Source organism: Dyadobacter psychrotolerans (assembly GCF_004349265.1).
Lineage (GTDB): Bacteria > Bacteroidota > Bacteroidia > Cytophagales > Spirosomataceae > Dyadobacter > Dyadobacter psychrotolerans.
This window is the reverse complement of the sequence record NZ_SMFL01000025.1, coordinates 30,389-50,811: the sequence shown is the minus strand read 5'-3', so window position 1 is coordinate 50,811 and position 20,423 is coordinate 30,389. Positions and strand designations below refer to the sequence as shown.

Sequence of the window (20,423 nt, the reverse complement as noted above, 5' to 3'; positions counted from 1 at the left end):
TACATGATGGGAATCTGCTGATCGACAATAATCAAATTGAAAATTCCTTACGTGGCTTGGCCCTAGGTCGGAAAAATTATCTTTTTGCCGGATCACATGATGCTGCACAGCGAGCTGCCATGATATACTCTTTCTTCGCGATCTGCAAAAAACATAATATCAATCCCTACAATTGGCTAAAAAACACCCTGCTAAACATCTCCACAATCAATCATAAAAACATTACCGACCTATATCCGCAAAACTTTAACAAAGTTCAGCAACTAACAAATATGTAGTTGGTAGGCCGGATACGTTTCAGTTACCGTATTCCAATCTATTTCAACTGTTTCCCCCACGCGCTTTACAATAAAATCAGTAAGTTCCACAGGTAAAATTCCACAAGCCACAGCCAGGTTTGCCGACGAGCAGTTCCCCCCGGCTGTGATGTAGATGTAAGACCCGGGAGGTTTTACTGCCATATTTAATAAATTACAAAGTGGCTGTACTGCACAATGTGTCAGTGAAGGGTTTGATTTGATATAAAAATATTTTGCACTCACTGCATTATCTATGCCCATGAGGCTATTTATGCCAGTTTCCTCCAACACCAATCCTCCCCGAATAATTTCTAGTTTTTCAAGGCCTTGCAAATTTCGTAAACGGCTATTTTCTGTTATTGAAATACCACCAACAGATGTCAGATTGTTTAACCCGGCTAAATCCGTAAGAAAAGGTGTCTGATATATGTCAAGACCACCTCCAATATACGTTAGGTTTTCCAGACCAGACAGGCTTGTAATTACCTTATTAAAATTGATGGATAAATCTCCTGCAATGGATGTTATGTTTTTCAGACCTCTGATGTTATCAATGCCGCCAGACGAAGAGATGTTCAAACTTCCGGGAAGTTCTTTACAATTGGGCCAGGTTATAGGAAAATTATCAACCTGACTTTGCGCCGTCCACAATATATCACCAGTTGGACATTGTGCCGAAGCTTTGATTAATGCAAAAAGGAAAAATACATAAGGTAAATAAATCTTCTTCATAGTGTCTGTTAGTAAATTATCTAAATAGAAATATAAAAAGTAAATTTTTTCGATTTTTTAATATGAAAGTATTTAAGTAATGGTTATTTCAAGTATTTATTACGATTAGTATATTAACAACAAAATCTAAGAAAAGCTCTATCAAAAACTTTTAGTAAATTTTAGAAACGTTCATTAAGGAAAGTGTAATTATTTTAATACCTAGTATCAAATAATTAATATGACTAATGAATTACTCCAAACAGAACTTTTCTTAAAACTGCGCTCTTTTCAATCAAATTTGTACATACAAATGAGAATATAATTAAAAAACCAGCAATAAAAATTATCATAAAATATTTATTAGGATTAATTCTTTGAACAAGAAAAATTACTTTCGGATGAAATACAACTAATAAATGAATCATATATATTCCAAGAGACTTGGATCCTATTTTTAAAAAAGGATCCAACATAAATTTTTTTTGCAGAAATACGTATGCTTTATGCAAAAAAAACAGATTAACAGCTACACCAAATAAACCAGCTAAATATCTATATATATTTACGTAAATCTGCTTTAAATCAAAAGATAGATTACTAAATCGAAAAAATTCCATTCCAGAGTTATAGATAAAAAATTCTGTCCTCCAGAATATTAAGAATGCTAAAAATATCAGAGTGAATAGTAAAATAACCAATGGCGAAATTTTAATAAACACCAGGTTAAATTTGTTAAATAAGTAACCAATTACAAAAAATGGAAATAGGTACTTCAGAAATGCAAAGCTTGATATATCAGGCAGAAATAACAATACTGTAAAAACTAGAAATTGAATAAACAGGGTAATTCTGAATGATAAAAAGGTGGCAAGTAAAATCATTGAGGCAAACAATATTGGTAAAAACCAATAAAATCTGGGAATAAGACCGATAAACGACTTCAGTAGGCTCTTTTTGTCTTGCTGGGGATAGACAAGCTCCTGATAGTTATACAGCAGGAACATGATCATTGTCCAAATTATGGTCGGAATTACTAATGACTTGAATCTCTGGCAAAAAATTTCCTGTAAACTCTTTTTCGTAACTGTACTATAAAATAGATATCCACTTATCGAGATAAAAAGTGGCATGTGGAAAGAGTAAATAAAAACGAAAACAAAAGATTCAAAAAAAATAGCTTCCTCTACAATTTGAACTGAATGCCCCAATACCACTAGCAATATGGCATACCCTTTGGCAAAGTCTATAAATTCACTTCTTGCTCTTGTCATTTGGTGGAAATACGATTTCCACAATGTAATTAATAATTATAAAACTTTTTCACTCACAGCGAATTTCTTATCCAGTGGTATTTACTCCAAAACTGCCTAGAAATGTTAGCTCTCCATCAACCTGAATGTTTTTCACGGTGATATCCTGTGCTATCTGAATATTATGTCCATAATTAACTTTGACATATTCATTCGGACCAGGCACCCGGTTGCTTGACCAGACTTCTCGATCTGGCCAGGAACCAGATTTAACAGTTTCAACAACATCCGAAAAGAGTGAAATAGTATTAAAATTTCTAAATAAAATTGAGTCTGTTGTCGTTTTTGTCACCCCAAACCAATCATTTATTATATCATTATAAACCCTTCTAAAGTCAATCTGCATTTTAATATCCTGATTTGAATCATGTGCCGGAGCAACTAAAGGCACCAGATCGTTTACTAAATCAGGATTTGTTCCAACAACCTGTCTTTTTATACCAGTTCCAAAAACAAACATAGGCGCGGCGATCCCGTGATCCGTTCCCTTAGAGGCATTGCTTGTAGCACGTCTGCCAAAATCAGAAAATGTCATTCCAACAACCTTGTTTTCGGTTCCTTGGGCTTTCAAATCCTTTTGAAAAATGGCAATAGAATCTGATAGTTTTTTCAACAAATTAGCATGAATTCCTTCTGTATTATTGGTACCTACCTGCCCAGCGTGTGTATCATAACCAAGCATCTCCAGATAATATATTTTAGTTTTCAGTCCTCCATGAATAAGTCTCGCCACGACTTTAAGTTGCTCCGACAATTCGTTTGTACTACTTGCTGTTGGGTAAGTGACTTGATTGTGTCCGGCAGCTGCTGCCCTTTTGATCTCGGTTGCATAGGCAACTGACATAATTTGTTGCTGACGAAAATGTTCTATCATGTCTCCCGGATCACAACATTGCTGATCGCCGGAAGATATTGAACCTGCCTCACCAGTAAGCCGATAAAAGGAATCTACATTTGGTATTGCAACACCCAATGGCTGTTGACTACCTAATAGCGCTGTTGAATTTGTATACCCTATTTGAATGGCCAGAGGATCCAGCATTTCCGTCGTTGTTATATTTGGGAATTCATTTTCAAGATATCTCCCCGCCCAACCTGTTTGAGCATACTGATTTGAATCTACGGCTGTCATCAATATCTCCGATGACCTATAATGCGATAAGCTTGGATTCGGATATGAAACAGAATGTATAATTCCCAGTTTACCTTCATTATACATATCTCTCATGCCTGTCATGGCAGGATGTAATCCTGTTTCCAGGTTACCAGATAACCTGAGAACCTGAGCTTCCGGAATCGCTATATTTGTCCTAAGAGCGTTATATTTAGAATAATATTCGAGTGGAATAACAGTATTCAACCCATCGTTTCCACCATTTAAATAAATAACAACTAAAATTTTATCGTTATTTAACGCCGCCGTTTTCATAATTGATTTGACCAACGGCGAGTCTTTTCCATATGATTTAATCCGAAATCCATCCAGCACTACGGGCAATAACATGGTCGACGCCGCAGCTAAAAAATCTCTCCTTTGCATATTATATTTTAGAAAATATGGTACTCTGCCATCCTTAACATATACTCCATCAACACCTGACACCGATATCTGCAAGCATTGGTATTATTCTCGTTCGAAGGATTACTTCTATATCCATTCCATTCTATTATCCAGGAGTTCCTTGATATTCCCTGCATCATAATAGTATCTATCAAAAAATCCCTTTGCGACTGAAACAGATCAACGGCAAATAAATTCTTTGTCAAGCCATTCAAAACATCTACACATGTAATTGCGGGAGTTCCAGCCACATCTGAAAAATTGGGCTGTAACGATTTAACCCAGGCAAGAATATCAATACCCAATTTATATCCGGGCTTAATCTGTTTCCAGGGCCAGACAAAGGAATCTGTGTATTCTCCTCTTTGATATAGGGTAGCACCGTTTATCCAATTTTTGGAATACCCAATCTGATAATATGGAGGATAACCGAAAACAGAAGGATGATCTAAAATATCTTGCTGCATGATTCTAATCCCTCTTTTCATCCACTCAATCAACTCTTTAAATGCGGCACTATCCGTTTTAATATTTGGAACCGGTTGATTAAAAAATCGAACTGTGCCTACTAACAAGTCAGCCGGAGCCTTAGTGATCGCGCCGATGTTTGCCTGATCATAAAAGATGTCGCTAGTCAACAAAATTTCCAGTATTGGCTGGATAGCATAATTATTTTGACTACCGGCAAATATCTGAGCTAACGGAATTATAACATTATTTTCGATTTCCTCTGTGACGTTCGGATTAACATACCATCTATACAACTTTCTGCACAAAAACTTCGGTGTCTCCGGATGTTCAAGCAAAATGTTTATTAAATCTGTTAGTTCATCCAAACCAGCAGATGAACCTGAACGACCAGCAATTGATTTACTTAAATACTTTGCGGAAAAAGTCTTGCTCTCAGTATCATGTCTTGTAGGGGTAAATTTTGCATCAACAGAGATAGAATTAACAACTCTATGATTTACGACTTCCCAGCCTGTTAGTACTCTGGCAGCCTCTTTAACATCCTGTTCTGTATAGTTGAGGTTACCATAAAAATCCTTTTGCCCAACAACAAATAATTCCTGTAGTTCACGGGCGTAATTTTCATTCGGATGTTCCTTTTCGTTTGTATTTCCATTTTGATATAGGAGCATGCCGGCATTTTTAGTCATTTCTATTGCCAGGGTTCTGAAATTGCCCAGGCAAGAATGACGCAATAACTGAAGATATTGATAAATCATCCGATAATCTCCTATTTCAGTTTGAACAACCACCCAATGATTCTGCCAGAAGGCTGTTAATTTTTCAAGCAACGAAGGTTTACCGTTCTGTTCAGTCATTAAACCCACCCACCAATAGCTTACATAAATACTTAAATCGAATTCACGGCTTAAGTTAAACGGTAGCCCTATATAGGTATTTCCAAATCCCGGACTTGCCGCATCAAGATCAATTGGCTGAGAACTATCAAGTGTAACTGAGACATTAGCAATTAGCTTTTGTACTGCCTGCGTGGGAGTAAGCCCCACAAAATCCTGAATTTCCTGTTGTGTAGGCCCGAAAGTCGCCCTTCTTAGAAGGTGCGCCGCAGTCTTTGCCGTTAATGGCGCTGTATTCTTATTTAAATATGCCATAATGAGATTTACCGTCAGATTTTATATTTTACCCCGTCGTTGACGTCAACGACGTAATAGTATCTTAAAGGATTTTAAATCGCCCCTTTTGGTTATTATGGATAACACGTAAAAACCTGTATCTAAATGTTTTACATCTATGCCATCTATAGAAAAAGAGGAGGATGCATAAACAGTTTTGCCCGAAGGATTTATTAACGAAACTTTTTCCACTTCGGAACTTAGCAGGTTTTTAAAATAAATCCTGTCGTATACCGGATTAGGATAAACGATTATGCCGGCTTCATTGAATATCACACTTTTTATTGAACTGAATGTAAACGTACGGTCTTTGTCAATTATCTTAAGGCGATAGAAATTTTCACCTTCCCAAGGATTAGTGTGTAAAAAGCTATAGCTATTATCAATACCAACGCCGGTATCCTTAGATTTTTGATTACCAATGACAAACCATTTTTTCCCATCAGGACTATTCTGTATTTCAAATGACTCACTATCAATTTCAGCAGAGGTAGACCAGTCAAGAAGCACACTTCCTTCCTGTTTTCCGGCTGAAAATGATATTAGAGTTACAGGCAAAGGTCCGCCAACCTTGGCACCCAAGGTGTATACATTATAGGTATCTGGTGAAAATGCTCCAATAGTAGTAATTGAACCCGATGAAAGTGAACTTGGACTACCGAAAGCGGAAACAGCATCAATAGCCGATTGAATGCTAACCCACTGATTTCCATTCCATCCTAAAAGAATTAAATTAGCTAGATTTCCGTTTACAAGAGAATTTATATCGCTAAATTCACTCCAGGTAAGCGTAATCTTGGTTCCGGCTGCACCATTTATATCCCAGTATTCCTTAGAACTCACCACTGAAACTTCGCTTGATTTACTGGAAATGTTAAAAGGTCCCCCTGCTGGCAGCACTGGAAAATTGCCACCACTATTATTACTTGTAACAGCTACACCCGGATTAACTCCAAAATAAGCTCCTGAAATACCCTCAGCAGCAGCGACGAAAGGACGATAAAGACCATTATCGCCTACAGGAAATAAGAAATTGGACGAACCCTGCTTCTTGACGTATCCGTCTATATGCCGCAAATTATTCATACCGCTAACCTCTGCCGCCGGCCCGAAGTTCACAAAACCATATGGAGCAACCCGTTGCGTGTTAACAATCCCTTTTTGTGCAAAACAAGCATCGCAAGCAAGCGATAAAAACAGGATCAGTTTGAATATATAGAATAATTTATTCATGTCGATAAGATAAAGTCACAATTATCAACTACTTATAAAACAAAATAGTTCTACAAATATGTAATAATATTTATAACTTACAACTATCAACAGCCACAAACCTGTATTTTTTATTAAAGTAATTCTACAATTCGGGCAAATTTTTTAAATGGTGTGCGTAGTCCTTTTATTTATTAAGCCATATTATTTGAATAACCTAAACTCCTCAACCCCCATCTGCCCCCCTTTTTGTCCAGGTCCATCAGGTTTATAAGACCTGATTCTAAAGTATCTGGCATCGATTTTGGTAAGATTTAAAAGGATTTGTAAATTGTCACTCTTATCTGTTCGTCCAAGTGATACCCAATCAGTCCCTTTTGTAGAATAGAAAACTTCAAAATCTGTTGGATAATATTCCCGGCTAAAATCGATGGCCGCTTTAATAATTCCATCTACTACTTTACCTAAATCAATCTGAAGGGTCCATGCATATTGTCCACCAGCTTGTGCATGAGTTTTGTTATCTCCATCCACAGCATTATCTGCATAGAGTATTTCAGTACTTGGGATTAAAAGATTACCCGCATTATCAAGTAAAGTTGCTTTGCTACCCAGGGCTATATTTTCACTTTCCTTTCCCCCGGTAAAATATTTGAGTGAAAGTATCTCACCGTAACCGTCCTCAACTACCGGCACTCTGTCCCCGGTACTACTTAATATGGCATTGCCCGCAATCCTAAAATCAGCGTTTACATCTTCCTTTTCTACTTTTGAAGCTACAAATTTATCATTACCATCTTCCTCACTAACAATAAGATAAGACTTTCCGGCTTCAAGCGTTAACGGTGGGATATTAATATATTGATATCCATCCTTTTCAACTTTTGCCATTCCCGACTTTATGTCTAAATTCAGCAGAGTATACTGATCAAAAAATCTTTGAACTAGAATTTTATGAATATTTTTATTACCTGCAACAAACTTTCGTCCAATTTGACTAACCGTTACATTACGCCTCCCAACAGTGATTCTGATACCCCGGTAATATCCCTTTGGTTCGATTCGAGCAGTTGTAGTCTTGCTAATTTTTGAGGTAAAATTACGATTGGCAAATAACTGTTTTTCCGGGTTTCTGATGCCATATTGCCTATCTAATATCTTACTACCAGGCCTCCCCTCTTCATATGCAATTGCCCGCAACCTGGTACTTTCCTTGATTGTAATGGGAGAAACGTATTTCTTACTTTTTTTGTCTGGTTTACTTCCATCAATAGAAAAATAAATCACCGCATCCGGCTTTGCAAAGAGTTTGATGGTCTGAAAACCCACGTACTCTCCATTAATAACTGATGCAACAGGCATCTCACTCCATCCATTATTTGCATTAACAAATTTCCCTATCTCATTAAGTATAGGCTTGTACAGTTCAGGTAAGATCTCACCATTCGCGGGGATAGGATAATTTAACATATATGTGGCTCCTATCTCCCAGTTGGCCTTCATGTTTTTAATAATCATACTTGCAGGCTTCGGGTTTTTCACAGAACCTGACACTGGCTCCCACCAATAGTTGTCTAGCATGTTATCTACTTCAATTGCAACCTTTTTGGAAATAATCTGAGGTTTTGCTACCTGAAGAGCGCTCTCGCTGGCGGAGACGCGTCCTTCATAAACTAAAACATCTGTGTTAGGCCAGCGTAAAGCTGTTCCACCATAATGAACCCCAGGATTGTTTGCAAATATTGCATACGGATTGTTTGCCCGTATAATCGGTATCATTTCATTCCAAGGGAACCACTTTCCATAAGAGCCGGGATATAATTCTGAGGATGCGGCCATATCAATCCAAAGACCATCTACACCCATTTTGATAAGTTCGCGAATAAGACCTTTGTTTAATTCCGCACCACTACTCGTACTTTTACAGTCTATATCCGTATCCATCACCACTTTATTCCACGAGTTGTCAGGAGCAAAATAGGCAACAAATTTGATTCCCCGTTTGTGACAGGCATTGATTAATTCCAAAGTTAGATTCCTCTTTGTTTTAAGCTCCTGACAACTTGGTGTTGTAGAGGGCCAAAGTCTTATTCCATCGCCTCCCTTAACAGAAAAATTCAAAACTCTCCCCCCTAGTTTTGCAATCGTTTCAGCCCATTTGTCTGCATCAAAATTTTTTATGCGCTGTTCAAATAAAGGTATCTGATCCTTTGCATATAATGCCGGTTCGGTAAATGCCCCCCACTGTAACATAATACCAAACTTTGCATCTGCCATCCATTTGGAACGAAAGGATTCAGTACGAAAAGTCAACCCCTTAATAGCATTTTTACCTTTACTATCTGAGACCTCAACTATAAATTCATAATCTGCTTCTCTGAGCGCCTGCCCTCTTAACTTCCCATCAGAACTTAGATTTATCCCTAATGGGAGCGCTCCGGATATTACTTTCCATTTATATGGTTTGTTTCCACCGGATGCGAGCAACTGAAAAAATGGTCTACTACCAGATTCGGACCAGGAGCTATAGGCAATTCCATCTACAAAGGCTGGGTAAATTGACAAGTCTGGCTTTGCCATGTATTCCGTGCTGGAAGTCGTTAAAATTTTCAACAAGCTACTTTGGGCATGCACGCAAGTGTCAAAACCATATACTTGAGATACAAACAGCAACCACAATTTTACGTAAAATCTCATTTCAATATTTTAGACTGTTGACATCTCCGAATACTATAACGCTTGGGTTAACCGAGAGTTAATAACCGGTTGTTTTAGAATAAACATAACTTTTTCATTTTTATTCTACTTCGTTCATTTAACAGTTTCAAATTAGCGTGACTACATTCATTTCATGTTAAGTGCACGATACAATATAAAATTTCTTACTTTAAACTTTTTTTTATAAACTTGCGATAAGTACACAACTATCATCGCACACATGAATCGACATTTAGTGTCTAATCGTCCGTTCGTTCACCGTTTACTTAGCAAATCGGCCAAAACGGACCAAGTATTGATCATTACGAGTTATGATTATTTTCTCCAAAAAAATGATTTGAACCTGTTAAGAAACGAATACAAAGAAATCATTCTCGTCCCGCATACAACCGACGATGACTATTTACTAAATGTTACGGTTAGCCCTCTACTGGACAAATACGAGAAAATTCATTTGGTTACAAATCCCCAATTTGACAGTCAGTATCATGTGATTTATGAATTGGTTGTGCGAAGAAATAAATCGATAAGAATCACCACAGTATATGATTTCTGCGAAAAGGATTTAAAGAAAGTATATATTCCTGAAGACATAGAGCAAACCAACCCCAATTTAACCAGTTTGTTGGAATTTGGGAGAAGAGTTCGTTACCCCAAAAAAATTATTGATTTAGCAATTTCCTCCGTCTTGTTAGCCATAAGTTTACCTGTTTGGCTAATTAGTTTTGTTATCGTAAAACTGCAGTCTCCAGGGCCTGCATTCTTCTATCAGGAACGGGTTGGAATTTTTAATAAATCTTTTAGTTGTATCAAATTTCGATCCATGAGGCTGGATGCAGAGTCAAATGGAGCATCCTTTTCTAAGAAGAAGGACTCACGTGTATTTGCGTACGGCGGATTTATGCGGCTTACAAGAATCGACGAGTTACCACAGATTTTTAATATATTCAGGAGAGATATATCATTAATTGGACCACGTCCTGAAAGACCCGTGTTTTGTGAAAGTTTTGATGAGGTTATTCCTTACTATAACCAGCGTCATCTGGTTAAACCGGGTATTACCGGCTACGCCCAGGTCATGTACTCCTACGGAGCAGGTACTTCTGATGCACGCCATAAACTTATGTATGATCTTTATTACATTAAAAACTGGAGTCTGCAACTTGAATTAAAAATCATACTGCTTACGATTGTAGTAATTTTTGGAAGAAAAGGACGCTGAAACTTAAACTCTATTCCAAACTTATTGCGATCAGAATGAAGAGTATATTTTTCTGTACCTTAATATGTATAACCTTTGCATTCCGAAATGCATACAGTCAGGACTCAACGCTTACTTTTGGTATAAATATTCAGGGAACACTTTCTACACCTGCTACCCCTCTGTGGTTTCATTCTAATACAAATGGGACCATGCCAACCAAGGGATCTTTTGTTTTAAGCCAATTTGGACTTTTTAAGAAGTATAATCCTAATAACCCAAGATTTATTCAGTGGTCAGCAGGTGCAGAGGTGGTTACTTATACAGGAATTTCCAATAACCTGTTTTTCTCTGAGCTTTATGCTGCAGCCAAATTCGGTCCTGTGGAATTGAGCTTTGGGCAAAGGAAAGAATTTATGGGACTTGGCGACAGCCTTTTGTCCTCGGGACCAACGGCCATGAGTAGCAACTTTCGGCCTTATCCAAAAATACAATTATACACTCCCCGCTTTGTTAATATCATTCCTGGAAATGACATTGCCTCATTTAAGCTCTCCTACTCCGATGGCATTTTAGGGGCAGGAAGTATTCAATACGGCAATGTCTCTGAAGTTCCCCAGGTTTACCTTCATCAGAAATCCGTTTATCTGAGATTAGGAGGAGATAGATTTAAACTTAATTTATATGCCGGTTTTAATCACCAGGCCATGTGGGGTGGAGAAGATGAGATTTTTAGCGGAGGTCTTAAAAGGCCCGTGGCCTATAAGTATGTTATTTTCGGAAAACCATGGGCCCGAAGCAGGGTTGGGAACCATTTTGGTACGATTGATCTGGCTGCCGAACTAAAAACATCAACCGGAAATTTCCTGCTTTACCGGCAAAGTATTTACGAAGACGGGTCGTTAATTACCTTCTCAAACGTGGCCGATGGTTTAAATGGAATTCGTTTCAAGCGAAAAATCACCGATCCACTTGATCATTCTTTTAAAATCAATACGGCCTTACTTGAATTTATTTATACTAAAAACCAGGGGGGAGCAATTTTTGATTTTGAGGGAGGTATTTTTGGGAACGACAATTACTTCAACCATTATGTGTACAAACAGGGCTGGTCTTACAAAGGCAGGGCCCTGGGCACGCCCCTGATTGCTTCTCAAACTTTAATGAGAGACGATTTGCCTCGCGATCCATCAGGCTTCACCGTTAATAACCGTATTATTGCTATACACAGCGCACTTAATGCCACATGGGGAGGTTATAACATTTTATTTAAAGGTACCTATTCCAAAAACTTCGGTAGCTACAATGTACCATTTGACAATCCCGTTAATCAGGCCTCATTCTTATTATACTTCGAAAAACCCGTATCTATTTGGAAAAAAAGCATTGTAAGCGTAAGTTTAGCATCTGATATAGGCAAGCTTTATCCGAATAATTCTGCCATTTCACTTGGCTGGAAAAAGTCTGGATTTATCAGGTAATATATCGAAACCTATTTCCAGTCATTTAAACTTCGGCAGTGAATCTTGCAATGCGTTTTTGCTACCTTCTGATCTTTTTGGTATTTGTTTCCGAAGCTAATGCTCAGGATTCCACAGTTATATATAATGCATCCGTCACTTTATCAGGCTCTATCGAAAAAACTCCCTTTTGGATAAGCGCCAATAAAAACGGAGCCGTTCCAAACACCGGCAATTTTGGGTTAGGGCAATTTTCCATTTACAAGATATACAATTTAAATGATCCAAGAAGATTCCAATGGTCTGCAGGTGCCGAAGTCGTGGCATCATACAGTGAAAAACCGCAAGTATTCGTATCAGATCTTTTTGGAGCAATCAAAGTTGGCAAAGTCGAAATTTTAGCCGGACAGAAAGCCCATATGACCGGGCTCGTCGATACGCTTTTAACTTCGGGCTCGCTTTCAGTTTCCGGTAATACCCGACCCTTCCCCCGTCTTCAAATTTCAGTTCCGGATTATTATCCATTATATTTTACCAATGATTTCGTATCTGTTAAAGCTTCCTACTCGGACGGGCTCTTACATGGAACGGATATCGGTTACGGGAGTGTAAGAAGCATAAGCCAAACGTTTTTTCATCAAAAAAGTATTTATTTCAGGCTTGGCCGGGAAGAGGGAAATTGGACAGGTCTGCTTGGAATGAATCATCAGGCAATCTGGGGCGGAGAGGAGGAAATCAATCCGGTTGAAAAGATGAGCAAGGGTAAAGCGTATCGGTATACCGTTACCGGCAAAACATTGAACAGCAGAAAAATTGGAAACCATTTCGGAACAATTGATTTGGGTGTTCAATGGAAACGAACGGCCTGGACTTACTTTTTGTACAGACAAAACATTTACGAAACCGGCTCATTATTCAAGGTCATTAATTTTACTGACGGCTTAACCGGACTGAGTATAAAGAGAAATAAAAAAATCAAAGAGCGGTATTTTTTGGTGAATTCTATACTAGTAGAAGTAATTGGAACAAAGGAGCAGACCAATAAAAATCCTTTCTCCGGGCTTGCAATTTTTGAAAAGGGAAATTATTATAACCATTTTACTTACGCGAACGGTTATTCTTACTTCGGACGAGCAATAGGAACACCACTGATCGCCAACAAATATAACACCAGGTCCGATGACGGATTAAATGCTTCAGAATTCACCAATAATAATCGATTCTGGACGTTACACTCAGGTGTGACCGCTTCCTGGCTTAATACAAATTTTCTGTTTAAAGGCACCTACTCGCGGAATTTCGGAACGTACATAAGTCCATTTGACGGTCGTAAAGATCAGGTTTCCTTTATAATTACAGCCGAAAGAAAACTTAAAGGAAGATCGGGTCTTATTGCTTTTGCTGGTTTAGCAGGGGATATCGGAAGTCTTTACCCCCATTCTGAAAGTCTGTTCGCTGGTCTCAAAAAGACTGGCTTTTTAAATTGATCTGCCGTAATAAGTTAACGGTTTATTGAATAGCCGAAAGATTATATTAATTTTATTTCTTTTATTAATTTAAGGCCAGTTACACACTATTTATGCATCCTCCTCACTGTAAAGAAACAAATATTAAAACCTTATTCCGACTTTTTCTTCTTTTAATTCCTTTAACTTCTTTTTCCCAAAGTTCTGAATTTATTAAAGACTCAACAACCAATTATATTGAAATTATAGGTTTTGGAGGGACATCATCACGTACTCCCTTTTGGCTGCAGGCTAATCAATATGGTATTGTTCCAAAAAATTCTCCTTCAGGTAGTGTAAGAGCACAACTTGAAAAGGTATGGACGCTGGACCAAAAAAACATCTGGCGGGTTGGCGGAGGCGTTGAGGCTGCTGGAAATTATACAGAGCAGAAATCGAATGTATTGTTTCCGCAAATTTATGGTACAATCAGATTTAAAAACTGGGAGTTATTTGCCGGTAGAAAAAAGCAATTTGTAAGTATAGCTGATTCCACTATTGGAATGGGTTCTTACGCCTGGTCGGGTAACGCTTTGCCTATTCCCAAAATATCCATCGGAACCAGGGGTTTTGTAAGTTTACCTTTTACCAAAGGTTGGGTATCGTTTAATGGATTTTACTCAGACGGCATGTTTGAGAACTCCCGGCCTGTGACAAGTGATTTAAAATTTCATCAAAAGATGCTTTATCTAAGACTCGGTAAAGCTACCTCTAGAGTGAAACTGTACGGCGGCTTTAATCACCAGGTTCAGTGGGGAGGGAAATCGTCCTTCAACACCGTTGATGATCAGATGCCGAAAGGCCTTTCCAATTACATCAATGCAGTCATTGGAAAAGCTCACAGCAATAACCCGTCGATACACGATTCAACAGGTCGTGTTGGAAATCATTTGGGTTCAGTAGATATCGGATTAGAATTCGAAACTTATGGCTCAACCATATTAATTTATCGACAGAACTTATATGAAGATGGGTCTTTGATTTGGCTTAGCAACATCCGTGATGGATTAAATGGTGTAAGCATACACAGAAAAAACTCATATGGTGCTAACTTCGAGATCACGAGGTTCGTTTTAGAATTTTTATATACTAAGAGTCAGGGAGGTGAAGTTGCAGACTGGAGCCTTCCTACAAGACACAGGGGGAAAGACGATTATTTCAACAATGGCCAGGTACGGGATGGTTGGGCCTACTACGACCGTACCATTGGTACTCCATTTATACCGCCAAGCTCTGATACAAAATGGAAATGGCCTCAGTATGCAAATTTTATGACAAGTAACAATCGCGTTTCGGTGCTTCACCTGGGACTAAACGGTACTTTATTCCAGAAAATAACCTGGACAAGCAAATTATCATATTCCAGTAACTCCGGTACGTATAATGCTCCGTTCGAAGACAATCCCACCCAGTTTTCAGGCCTTGTTACTTTTCAGTCCCGGTTAAATGTGTTAGGAGGAATTTCACTCAAAGGTTCCTTCGCAGCAGACATCGGAGATCTTTACCCAAAAAACTACGGTTTTTCTCTGGGCCTTCGAAAAGATTTTAACCTGTAAAATTATTGAATCATAGATTGCCCCTTATTTCCTCGGCGAGTTGGGCAAGCTCTTCTTGTGAAATTTTTATCTTTTTGCTAAAATCTGCATCTGACATACTATTCAGCGGAAGCAGGTGTATGTGGGCATGAGGTACTTCCAGCCCGATTACGCTTACACCTATTCTCAAACATGGTACCGTCTTTTGCAATGCAGGTACGATCGATTTAGCAAACAGAAAAAGTTTGGCATACAACTCCTCATCCAAATCAAAGATGTAATCTATTTCTGTCTTGGGAATCACAAGCACATGTCCTTTCGTGATCGGGAAGGCGTCCAGAAAGGCCAGAAAATCCTCCGTCTCAGCGATCTTGTGAGAAGGTATTTCTCCGTTTACAATTTTTGAAAATATAGATGCCATCTGGGTAAAATTAAGGTTTGGTTTAAAATTTAAATTCCTGCCTGCGCTATTCACACAACCAACTTTCGCCAAAAATAAGTAGTTCAAACGATAAAAGTACTTAATATTGTGATCCAAACTTTTAACAAAACAGGATATGAATTTCACAAAATGGCAGACATACGGTAAAGCTGCCCTGGTTGGCTTATTTGCATTATCACTAAGTACCACTGACGTACAGGCGCAAAAAAAAGGAAAATGGGTAACACTATTTGATGGAAAAAGCTTAAATGGATGGCATAGCTGGCAGTCAGATAAAGTTTTGCCACAATGGAAAATTGAAGATGGCGCTATCGTTCTTGCCGAAAAAGGAGGAAAAGACCTTGTTACAGACAAAGAGTATGGCGATTTTGAACTTGAACTGGAATGGAAAATTTCTGAAAAAGGAAACAGCGGAATTATTTACCACGTAATCGAAGATAAAAAATACTGCTGCCCCTACTCCACCGGACCTGAAATCCAGGTTTTGGATGATGAAAGACACCCGGATGCAAAAGCCGGCAAAGTTGGAAATCACAAATCAGGTTCTCTTTACGATCTTCTGCCACCAACCGATTTTGCCGTTGTGAAACCTGCTGGTGAATGGAATAAAGCAAAAGTAATCATCAAAGCCGGAAAGGGTGAAAGCTGGCTGAATGGCAAAAAAGTTGTTGATTTCCCAACACAAGGACCTGAATGGGACAAACTCGTTGCCAACAGCAAGTTCAAAACCTGGGAAGGTTTCGGATCATTCCAAAAAGGCAAAATTGCTTTGCAGGATCATGGCGACAAAGTTTCCTATCGTAACATCCGGATTAAAGAACTCTAGAATTTTCTAAATTCATTGTTTTTGTCCAATACTGGCGACTATAAACGCGGTTGAAAGGCCAGTGTTTTTGTCTGAGAAGAAGAGGTAAATAGGCGTGCGGTTCTTTCGACGTTTCAGACCGGTGATACAAATCATCGTCCGTCAGGATCAAACCTTTATAAGCCTCTTCTTCCTTTATAGTCAAATCAGAAAAAGGCAGTTCTTTTTTATATTCCTTATTCAGTTTAATTAACCGATTTTTTAGCAGCCAATCGGTCCGGAAATGATCTGTCGGCAAGGGCTCCGGCTGGTAGTTTCCCTCTGAAACATCCAGCGCATACTGCAAATAGGCTTTCAACAGCTTCGGTCCTGTATTAGCTGTTGAATCGGTATTTAGCTGTGAAGGCCATAAGCTTGTCACAAAATATATTTTTTCCCTTGCCCTGGTTACTGCTACATTGAGCCTGTTTTCGCCCCCTTGGGCATTAAGACTTCCAAACTGCATACTGAGCTTTCCTTTCTCGTCATGAGCATATCCCATTGAAAAAATAACAATATCCCGTTCATCTCCCTGCACGTTTTCAATATTTTTGACAAACAAATCCTTCACGCTGATTTGCTCTCTTTCCACAGCTTCCTGAATAACCTGCTGCTGATAAATATTAAATGTAACAACACCTATTGAAGACTGCCCGCCAGCCAGTTCCTTTAGAAGATTTATTACAGCTTCCGCTTCTAACAAATTGGCATTCTGCTTCCAGATTCCGTCGACCTTAATATATTTTATACCCGGCTGTTTTTGATTTAGTTTATTAAAATCGGGTAAGAGGCGAAGCGTGTTCTTATAAAAATGCTGATTAGAAAAATCAATCAGATCAAGCGAAAGACTCCTGTAATGTCCTGACAACTGATATTGTTCCAAAGATTGTGCTGCCAGATCCAGCAGCGATTCAATCTCCAGTGCCGGAGCGTATTCCTCTTCCTCCGTTTTTTCTTCATACCGGACCTTGTAAAGATCACTGGGAGAAAGCTGTTTACTATCGCCGGTTACGACAATCTGTTTCCCGCGGAATGCCGCAGGCAAACCATATTCGGCATAACACTGGGATGCTTCATCGAAAATCACCAGATCAAACAAATCACTTTCCATGGGGAAAATGGCAGAAACTGCTTCTGGAGAAGCCATCCAGCATGGAACCAAAGAAAAAATCTCTTCCTGGTAATTTTCAAGTAACTTCCGTATTGGCCAGATTTTTCTCTTTTTAGCAACCTGGTGATTCAGTTCTCTGTAAGTAACACGATTACCAAGACGGTTTTTCTCAACATCCTGATAGGTCTGCTCACGCAACTTAATTGCAGTAATTTCGCTGCTTAAATTTTGTTTTGATAAAATACTTTCCTGCAATTGTTCTTCCCACTGCTGCATTTTCAATGAGGTAACTGCCCTCAGCTGCGGAAATTTGTTTTCAATATGCGTTATCCAGGCAAGCCTGATGCTGTTGTCAAAAAGATTAACAATGTCTGATGGATCAGCAACATTATTCTTTACAGAATTTTCCAGAACAATTTTCGTGGTCAATTGCTCATTGATACTCATTTCCTTCCACAACCGGTCCATATCCGACATGGAATCAAAATCTTTTGCTAATGTCTCCCAAAGTTCACTGCTATACGCATTGGGATCATCAAACAATCTATCAATCTGGATGGGTAGCAAAAATGGGACCATTACCGACTCCATCCGGTCCCAGACTTTCAGCCAGTTAATTAACTGATTGATCTTTTTGTTAAAAAGCTCCCCAATTTCTGTTTCAAGTGCAATTTGTTTAATCACAGAAAACCACAAAGGCAATTTTGCCCTCACAGATGCATCAGCGGCAGATTCGGCCCTTCTGAAAAACAGTCCAAAGGAATCCGATTTTTCTGACCTTGAATCCAGGTATTTTTCCAGATAACCCACATGCTTATTTTCAAGCCAGCTTTCCAGCTCTATCCGGTTCCGGACAATCAATTCCAGTTTCAACAAATGATCAACTGATGTTGTCAGGTTGTTTCCCTGAGCAACCTGGCTGATCTCTTTTTTCTCGGAGCCAAACAAATCCCACCACATGCCGGTAACGGCCGACTGCTTGGCGTCAATCACCTTTTTTAACTTCCCTCTGAAAGAACTAAGTTCCGAACGTTCCAGCGAAAATTCAATGCCATCCTCTGCCAGAAAACCTTCCAGAGATTCTGTAACCTGTCTGACAAACGAAAGACGTTCATGCGTATTTAAATCGGACGCCAGGTAAGACTTGAACAAACTAAAGGTCACGTCATCAGTTACCAGTCCGGTAATATCTTCCAGGCGCTCCAGAACCTCTTTTCTATTGTCTGTTAAAAGTTGGGAATATGGCCGTCCTGATATTTCGGTAAAAGCCATGCTTTGCTGATGGTAGGCACTGGGCCAGTCTGCAAGCATTTTTTCAATAACCTGTAATTCAGATAAACCAAAATCAGCAAAGCTTTTCCGGTCCGCCCAGGGATGTGCTGCATTGATGTACAGAGAATACTTCGCAAACACTTTCAATCTTCTTTTATAATCGTCCCACTGGTCAAGCCTGAAAGTTTTATACTGAGCGCTAAGATCCACTTTCAGCCCTGACTGGTCGCTGGTCAGATATAATTCTTTAACCGGAATCCCACCTTCATTTTCATCGAAAAGTGCATTGCGGAAGCGATTCAGTTCTTCTACGGTGCGGTCAATATTTCTGCTTTCCTGAGTGAATTCTCTTTCAAGGAAAACAGCATCCAAACTGTAATTTTGCTGGCGGTAAGATTCCACATGCTCTATCTGAGATGCAAACTGACGGTAAAGCTCCAGCCGGTCATTTTTAAAATCGTGTATCAATGCGGAAAACGGGGCCATACCAATGCCTTTCAGACGTTGGTGAACAACATCCAGAGCTGCCCGCTTTTGACAGACCAAGAGAACTCTTTTTCCCCTGGAAGCAAAATCAGCCATCAGGTTACAAATTAACTGCGACTTGCCACTCCCCGGCGGTCCCTGAACAACAACCGATTTTCCTGATTTTACAGAAAGAATGATTTTCTCCTGGGATTCATCTATAGAAAAAGGTGTGAGGATGTCCTCTTCCCGAATTTTGGCAATATTTTCTTTAATGACGTCTGAATTAATTTCAGCCTTCTGAACTGAATCCGATCCGTCCGATTCCAGCAAAATCATTTTTAGAGGATCCTGCGCATTTATTTCAAGGAGCTTATTATAGTCGGGAACCAGGTATGAACCTGCCTGAGGAAAAATCCCTAAGACTGCTTCCGGGAAAAGTTTTAATTCTCCATTCTTTTCCAGCAATTCCAGTTCCGAACTTTTTTGTGCATCAAAAGGAAGAATTTTGTCCTCAAAAAGTGCCTGGTTGAAATTAATCCGAAAGGGCGTTTCTTTTAACCACTCATAAAGCTGGGTCCGGAATTCAAGAAAATCTTTTGAGAAATCTTCAAACGACTTTTCAAGCACTTCATCCGAAATGACTGATTCATTGAAATGAGCGTATGCCAGGGCAAAGCTTCGGTTAAGGGTAACTCCAGCCTCTTCACGTTCAAAAAGGCACCATTGCTCTTTGTCGATACGCAGCGTTACGGGAAAGAAAAGCAGAGGAGCATGTATTGGCGTTCCATCCGACAGCTTACCCCTTACAAAGGGGTAACCAATATATAAATCACGTGAACCGCGCTCTTCCTGTATGAAAGATTCTGTTCTGGCAATTTTACGGAGCTTTTTACTGATGTCATTACTCCGCTCTAACCGTGGATCCTGTACGTCACAAAGTGGCAAACGAGTCTTCTTTTGAACAAGCTGCTGAACAACTTCAAGACAAGATTTTCCTAGCAAAAAATCTGTGTCATAGATATCCAGAAATTGCTCCGATGGCAGTCCCGGCAGCAGCAGCGATTTGTTACGCGTGCTTAAATTGGTAAGTCGTTTTAAGTAAGCTTTAAGGATTCGGTTCATGGATAC

Annotated in this window: 14 protein-coding genes; 6 read left to right on the top strand and 8 right to left on the bottom strand. The window is 39.1% G+C overall.

From position 1 onward, the window contains the following. On the top strand, positions 1-278 hold a 278-nt coding region (locus tag E0F88_RS32530), incomplete at its 5' end, for an IS66 family transposase (protein WP_165940204.1). On the opposite strand, the gene E0F88_RS32525 is transcribed toward E0F88_RS32530, so the two are convergent. The 6 genes from E0F88_RS32525 to E0F88_RS32500 form a co-directional block, all read right to left on the bottom strand. Then, positions 264-1,031 carry a receptor L domain-containing protein gene (locus tag E0F88_RS32525; protein ID WP_131962814.1) on the bottom strand — a complete coding sequence of 256 codons (768 nt, stop codon included), beginning with the start codon at positions 1,029-1,031 and terminating at the stop codon, positions 264-266. The genes E0F88_RS32530 and E0F88_RS32525 overlap by 15 nt on opposite strands. 224 nt (positions 1,032-1,255) lie before the next feature. Further along, positions 1,256-2,284, bottom strand: coding sequence for an acyltransferase family protein (locus E0F88_RS34950; protein WP_131962812.1), 1,029 nt, complete (start codon positions 2,282-2,284; stop codon positions 1,256-1,258). A 67-nt stretch (positions 2,285-2,351) separates the two neighbouring features. After that, on the bottom strand, positions 2,352-3,863 hold the full coding sequence (locus E0F88_RS32515) for a DUF1501 domain-containing protein (protein WP_131962810.1): 1,512 nt from the start codon (positions 3,861-3,863) through the stop codon (positions 2,352-2,354). Positions 3,864-3,871: 8 nt separating this feature from the next. Continuing rightward, positions 3,872-5,506, bottom strand: coding sequence for a DUF1800 domain-containing protein (locus E0F88_RS32510; RefSeq protein ID WP_131962808.1), 1,635 nt, complete (start codon positions 5,504-5,506; stop codon positions 3,872-3,874). Positions 5,507-5,551: 45 nt separating this feature from the next. Next, positions 5,552-6,760: a T9SS type A sorting domain-containing protein gene (locus E0F88_RS32505; protein WP_131962806.1), complete on the bottom strand. Its 1,209-nt coding sequence runs from the start codon at positions 6,758-6,760 to the stop codon at positions 5,552-5,554. 183 nt (positions 6,761-6,943) lie between these two features. After that, positions 6,944-9,319 (bottom strand): alpha-L-fucosidase, encoded by a 2,376-nt coding sequence (locus E0F88_RS32500; protein WP_165940227.1) that lies wholly within the window; start codon positions 9,317-9,319, stop codon positions 6,944-6,946. A 358-nt stretch (positions 9,320-9,677) separates the two neighbouring features. Here E0F88_RS32500 and E0F88_RS32495 point away from each other — a divergent pair, with 358 nt between their 5' ends. The 4 genes from E0F88_RS32495 (at position 9,678) to E0F88_RS32480 (ending at position 15,179) form a co-directional block, all read left to right on the top strand. Further along, positions 9,678-10,679: a sugar transferase gene (locus E0F88_RS32495; protein ID WP_131962802.1), complete on the top strand. Its 1,002-nt coding sequence runs from the start codon at positions 9,678-9,680 to the stop codon at positions 10,677-10,679. 35 nt (positions 10,680-10,714) lie between these two features. Continuing rightward, positions 10,715-12,139, top strand: a complete 1,425-nt coding sequence (locus tag E0F88_RS32490) for a capsule assembly Wzi family protein (protein WP_131962800.1) — start codon at positions 10,715-10,717, stop codon at positions 12,137-12,139. Between the two features lie 38 nt (positions 12,140-12,177). Then, complete coding sequence (locus E0F88_RS32485) at positions 12,178-13,605, top strand: capsule assembly Wzi family protein (RefSeq protein WP_229213982.1); 1,428 nt, start codon at positions 12,178-12,180, stop codon at positions 13,603-13,605. Positions 13,606-13,697: 92 nt separating this feature from the next. Beyond that, the gene (locus E0F88_RS32480) at positions 13,698-15,179 is read left to right on the top strand and encodes a capsule assembly Wzi family protein (protein ID WP_131962798.1); all 1,482 of its coding nucleotides are present in this window, start codon (positions 13,698-13,700) and stop codon (positions 15,177-15,179) included. Between the two features lie 10 nt (positions 15,180-15,189). Here the strand turns inward: E0F88_RS32480 and E0F88_RS32475 are convergent, their stop codons facing one another. Further along, positions 15,190-15,579 (bottom strand): HIT family protein, encoded by a 390-nt coding sequence (locus tag E0F88_RS32475; protein WP_131962796.1) that lies wholly within the window; start codon positions 15,577-15,579, stop codon positions 15,190-15,192. A gap of 136 nt (positions 15,580-15,715) precedes the next feature. Here E0F88_RS32475 and E0F88_RS32470 point away from each other — a divergent pair, with 136 nt between their 5' ends. After that, positions 15,716-16,426 carry a 3-keto-disaccharide hydrolase gene (locus E0F88_RS32470; RefSeq protein ID WP_131962794.1) on the top strand — a complete coding sequence of 237 codons (711 nt, stop codon included), beginning with the start codon at positions 15,716-15,718 and terminating at the stop codon, positions 16,424-16,426. Here the strand turns inward: E0F88_RS32470 and E0F88_RS32465 are convergent. Then, positions 16,413-20,417: an AAA domain-containing protein gene (locus E0F88_RS32465; RefSeq protein WP_131962792.1), complete on the bottom strand. Its 4,005-nt coding sequence runs from the start codon at positions 20,415-20,417 to the stop codon at positions 16,413-16,415. The genes E0F88_RS32470 and E0F88_RS32465 overlap by 14 nt on opposite strands. Between the last annotated feature and the right edge of the window lie 6 nt (positions 20,418-20,423).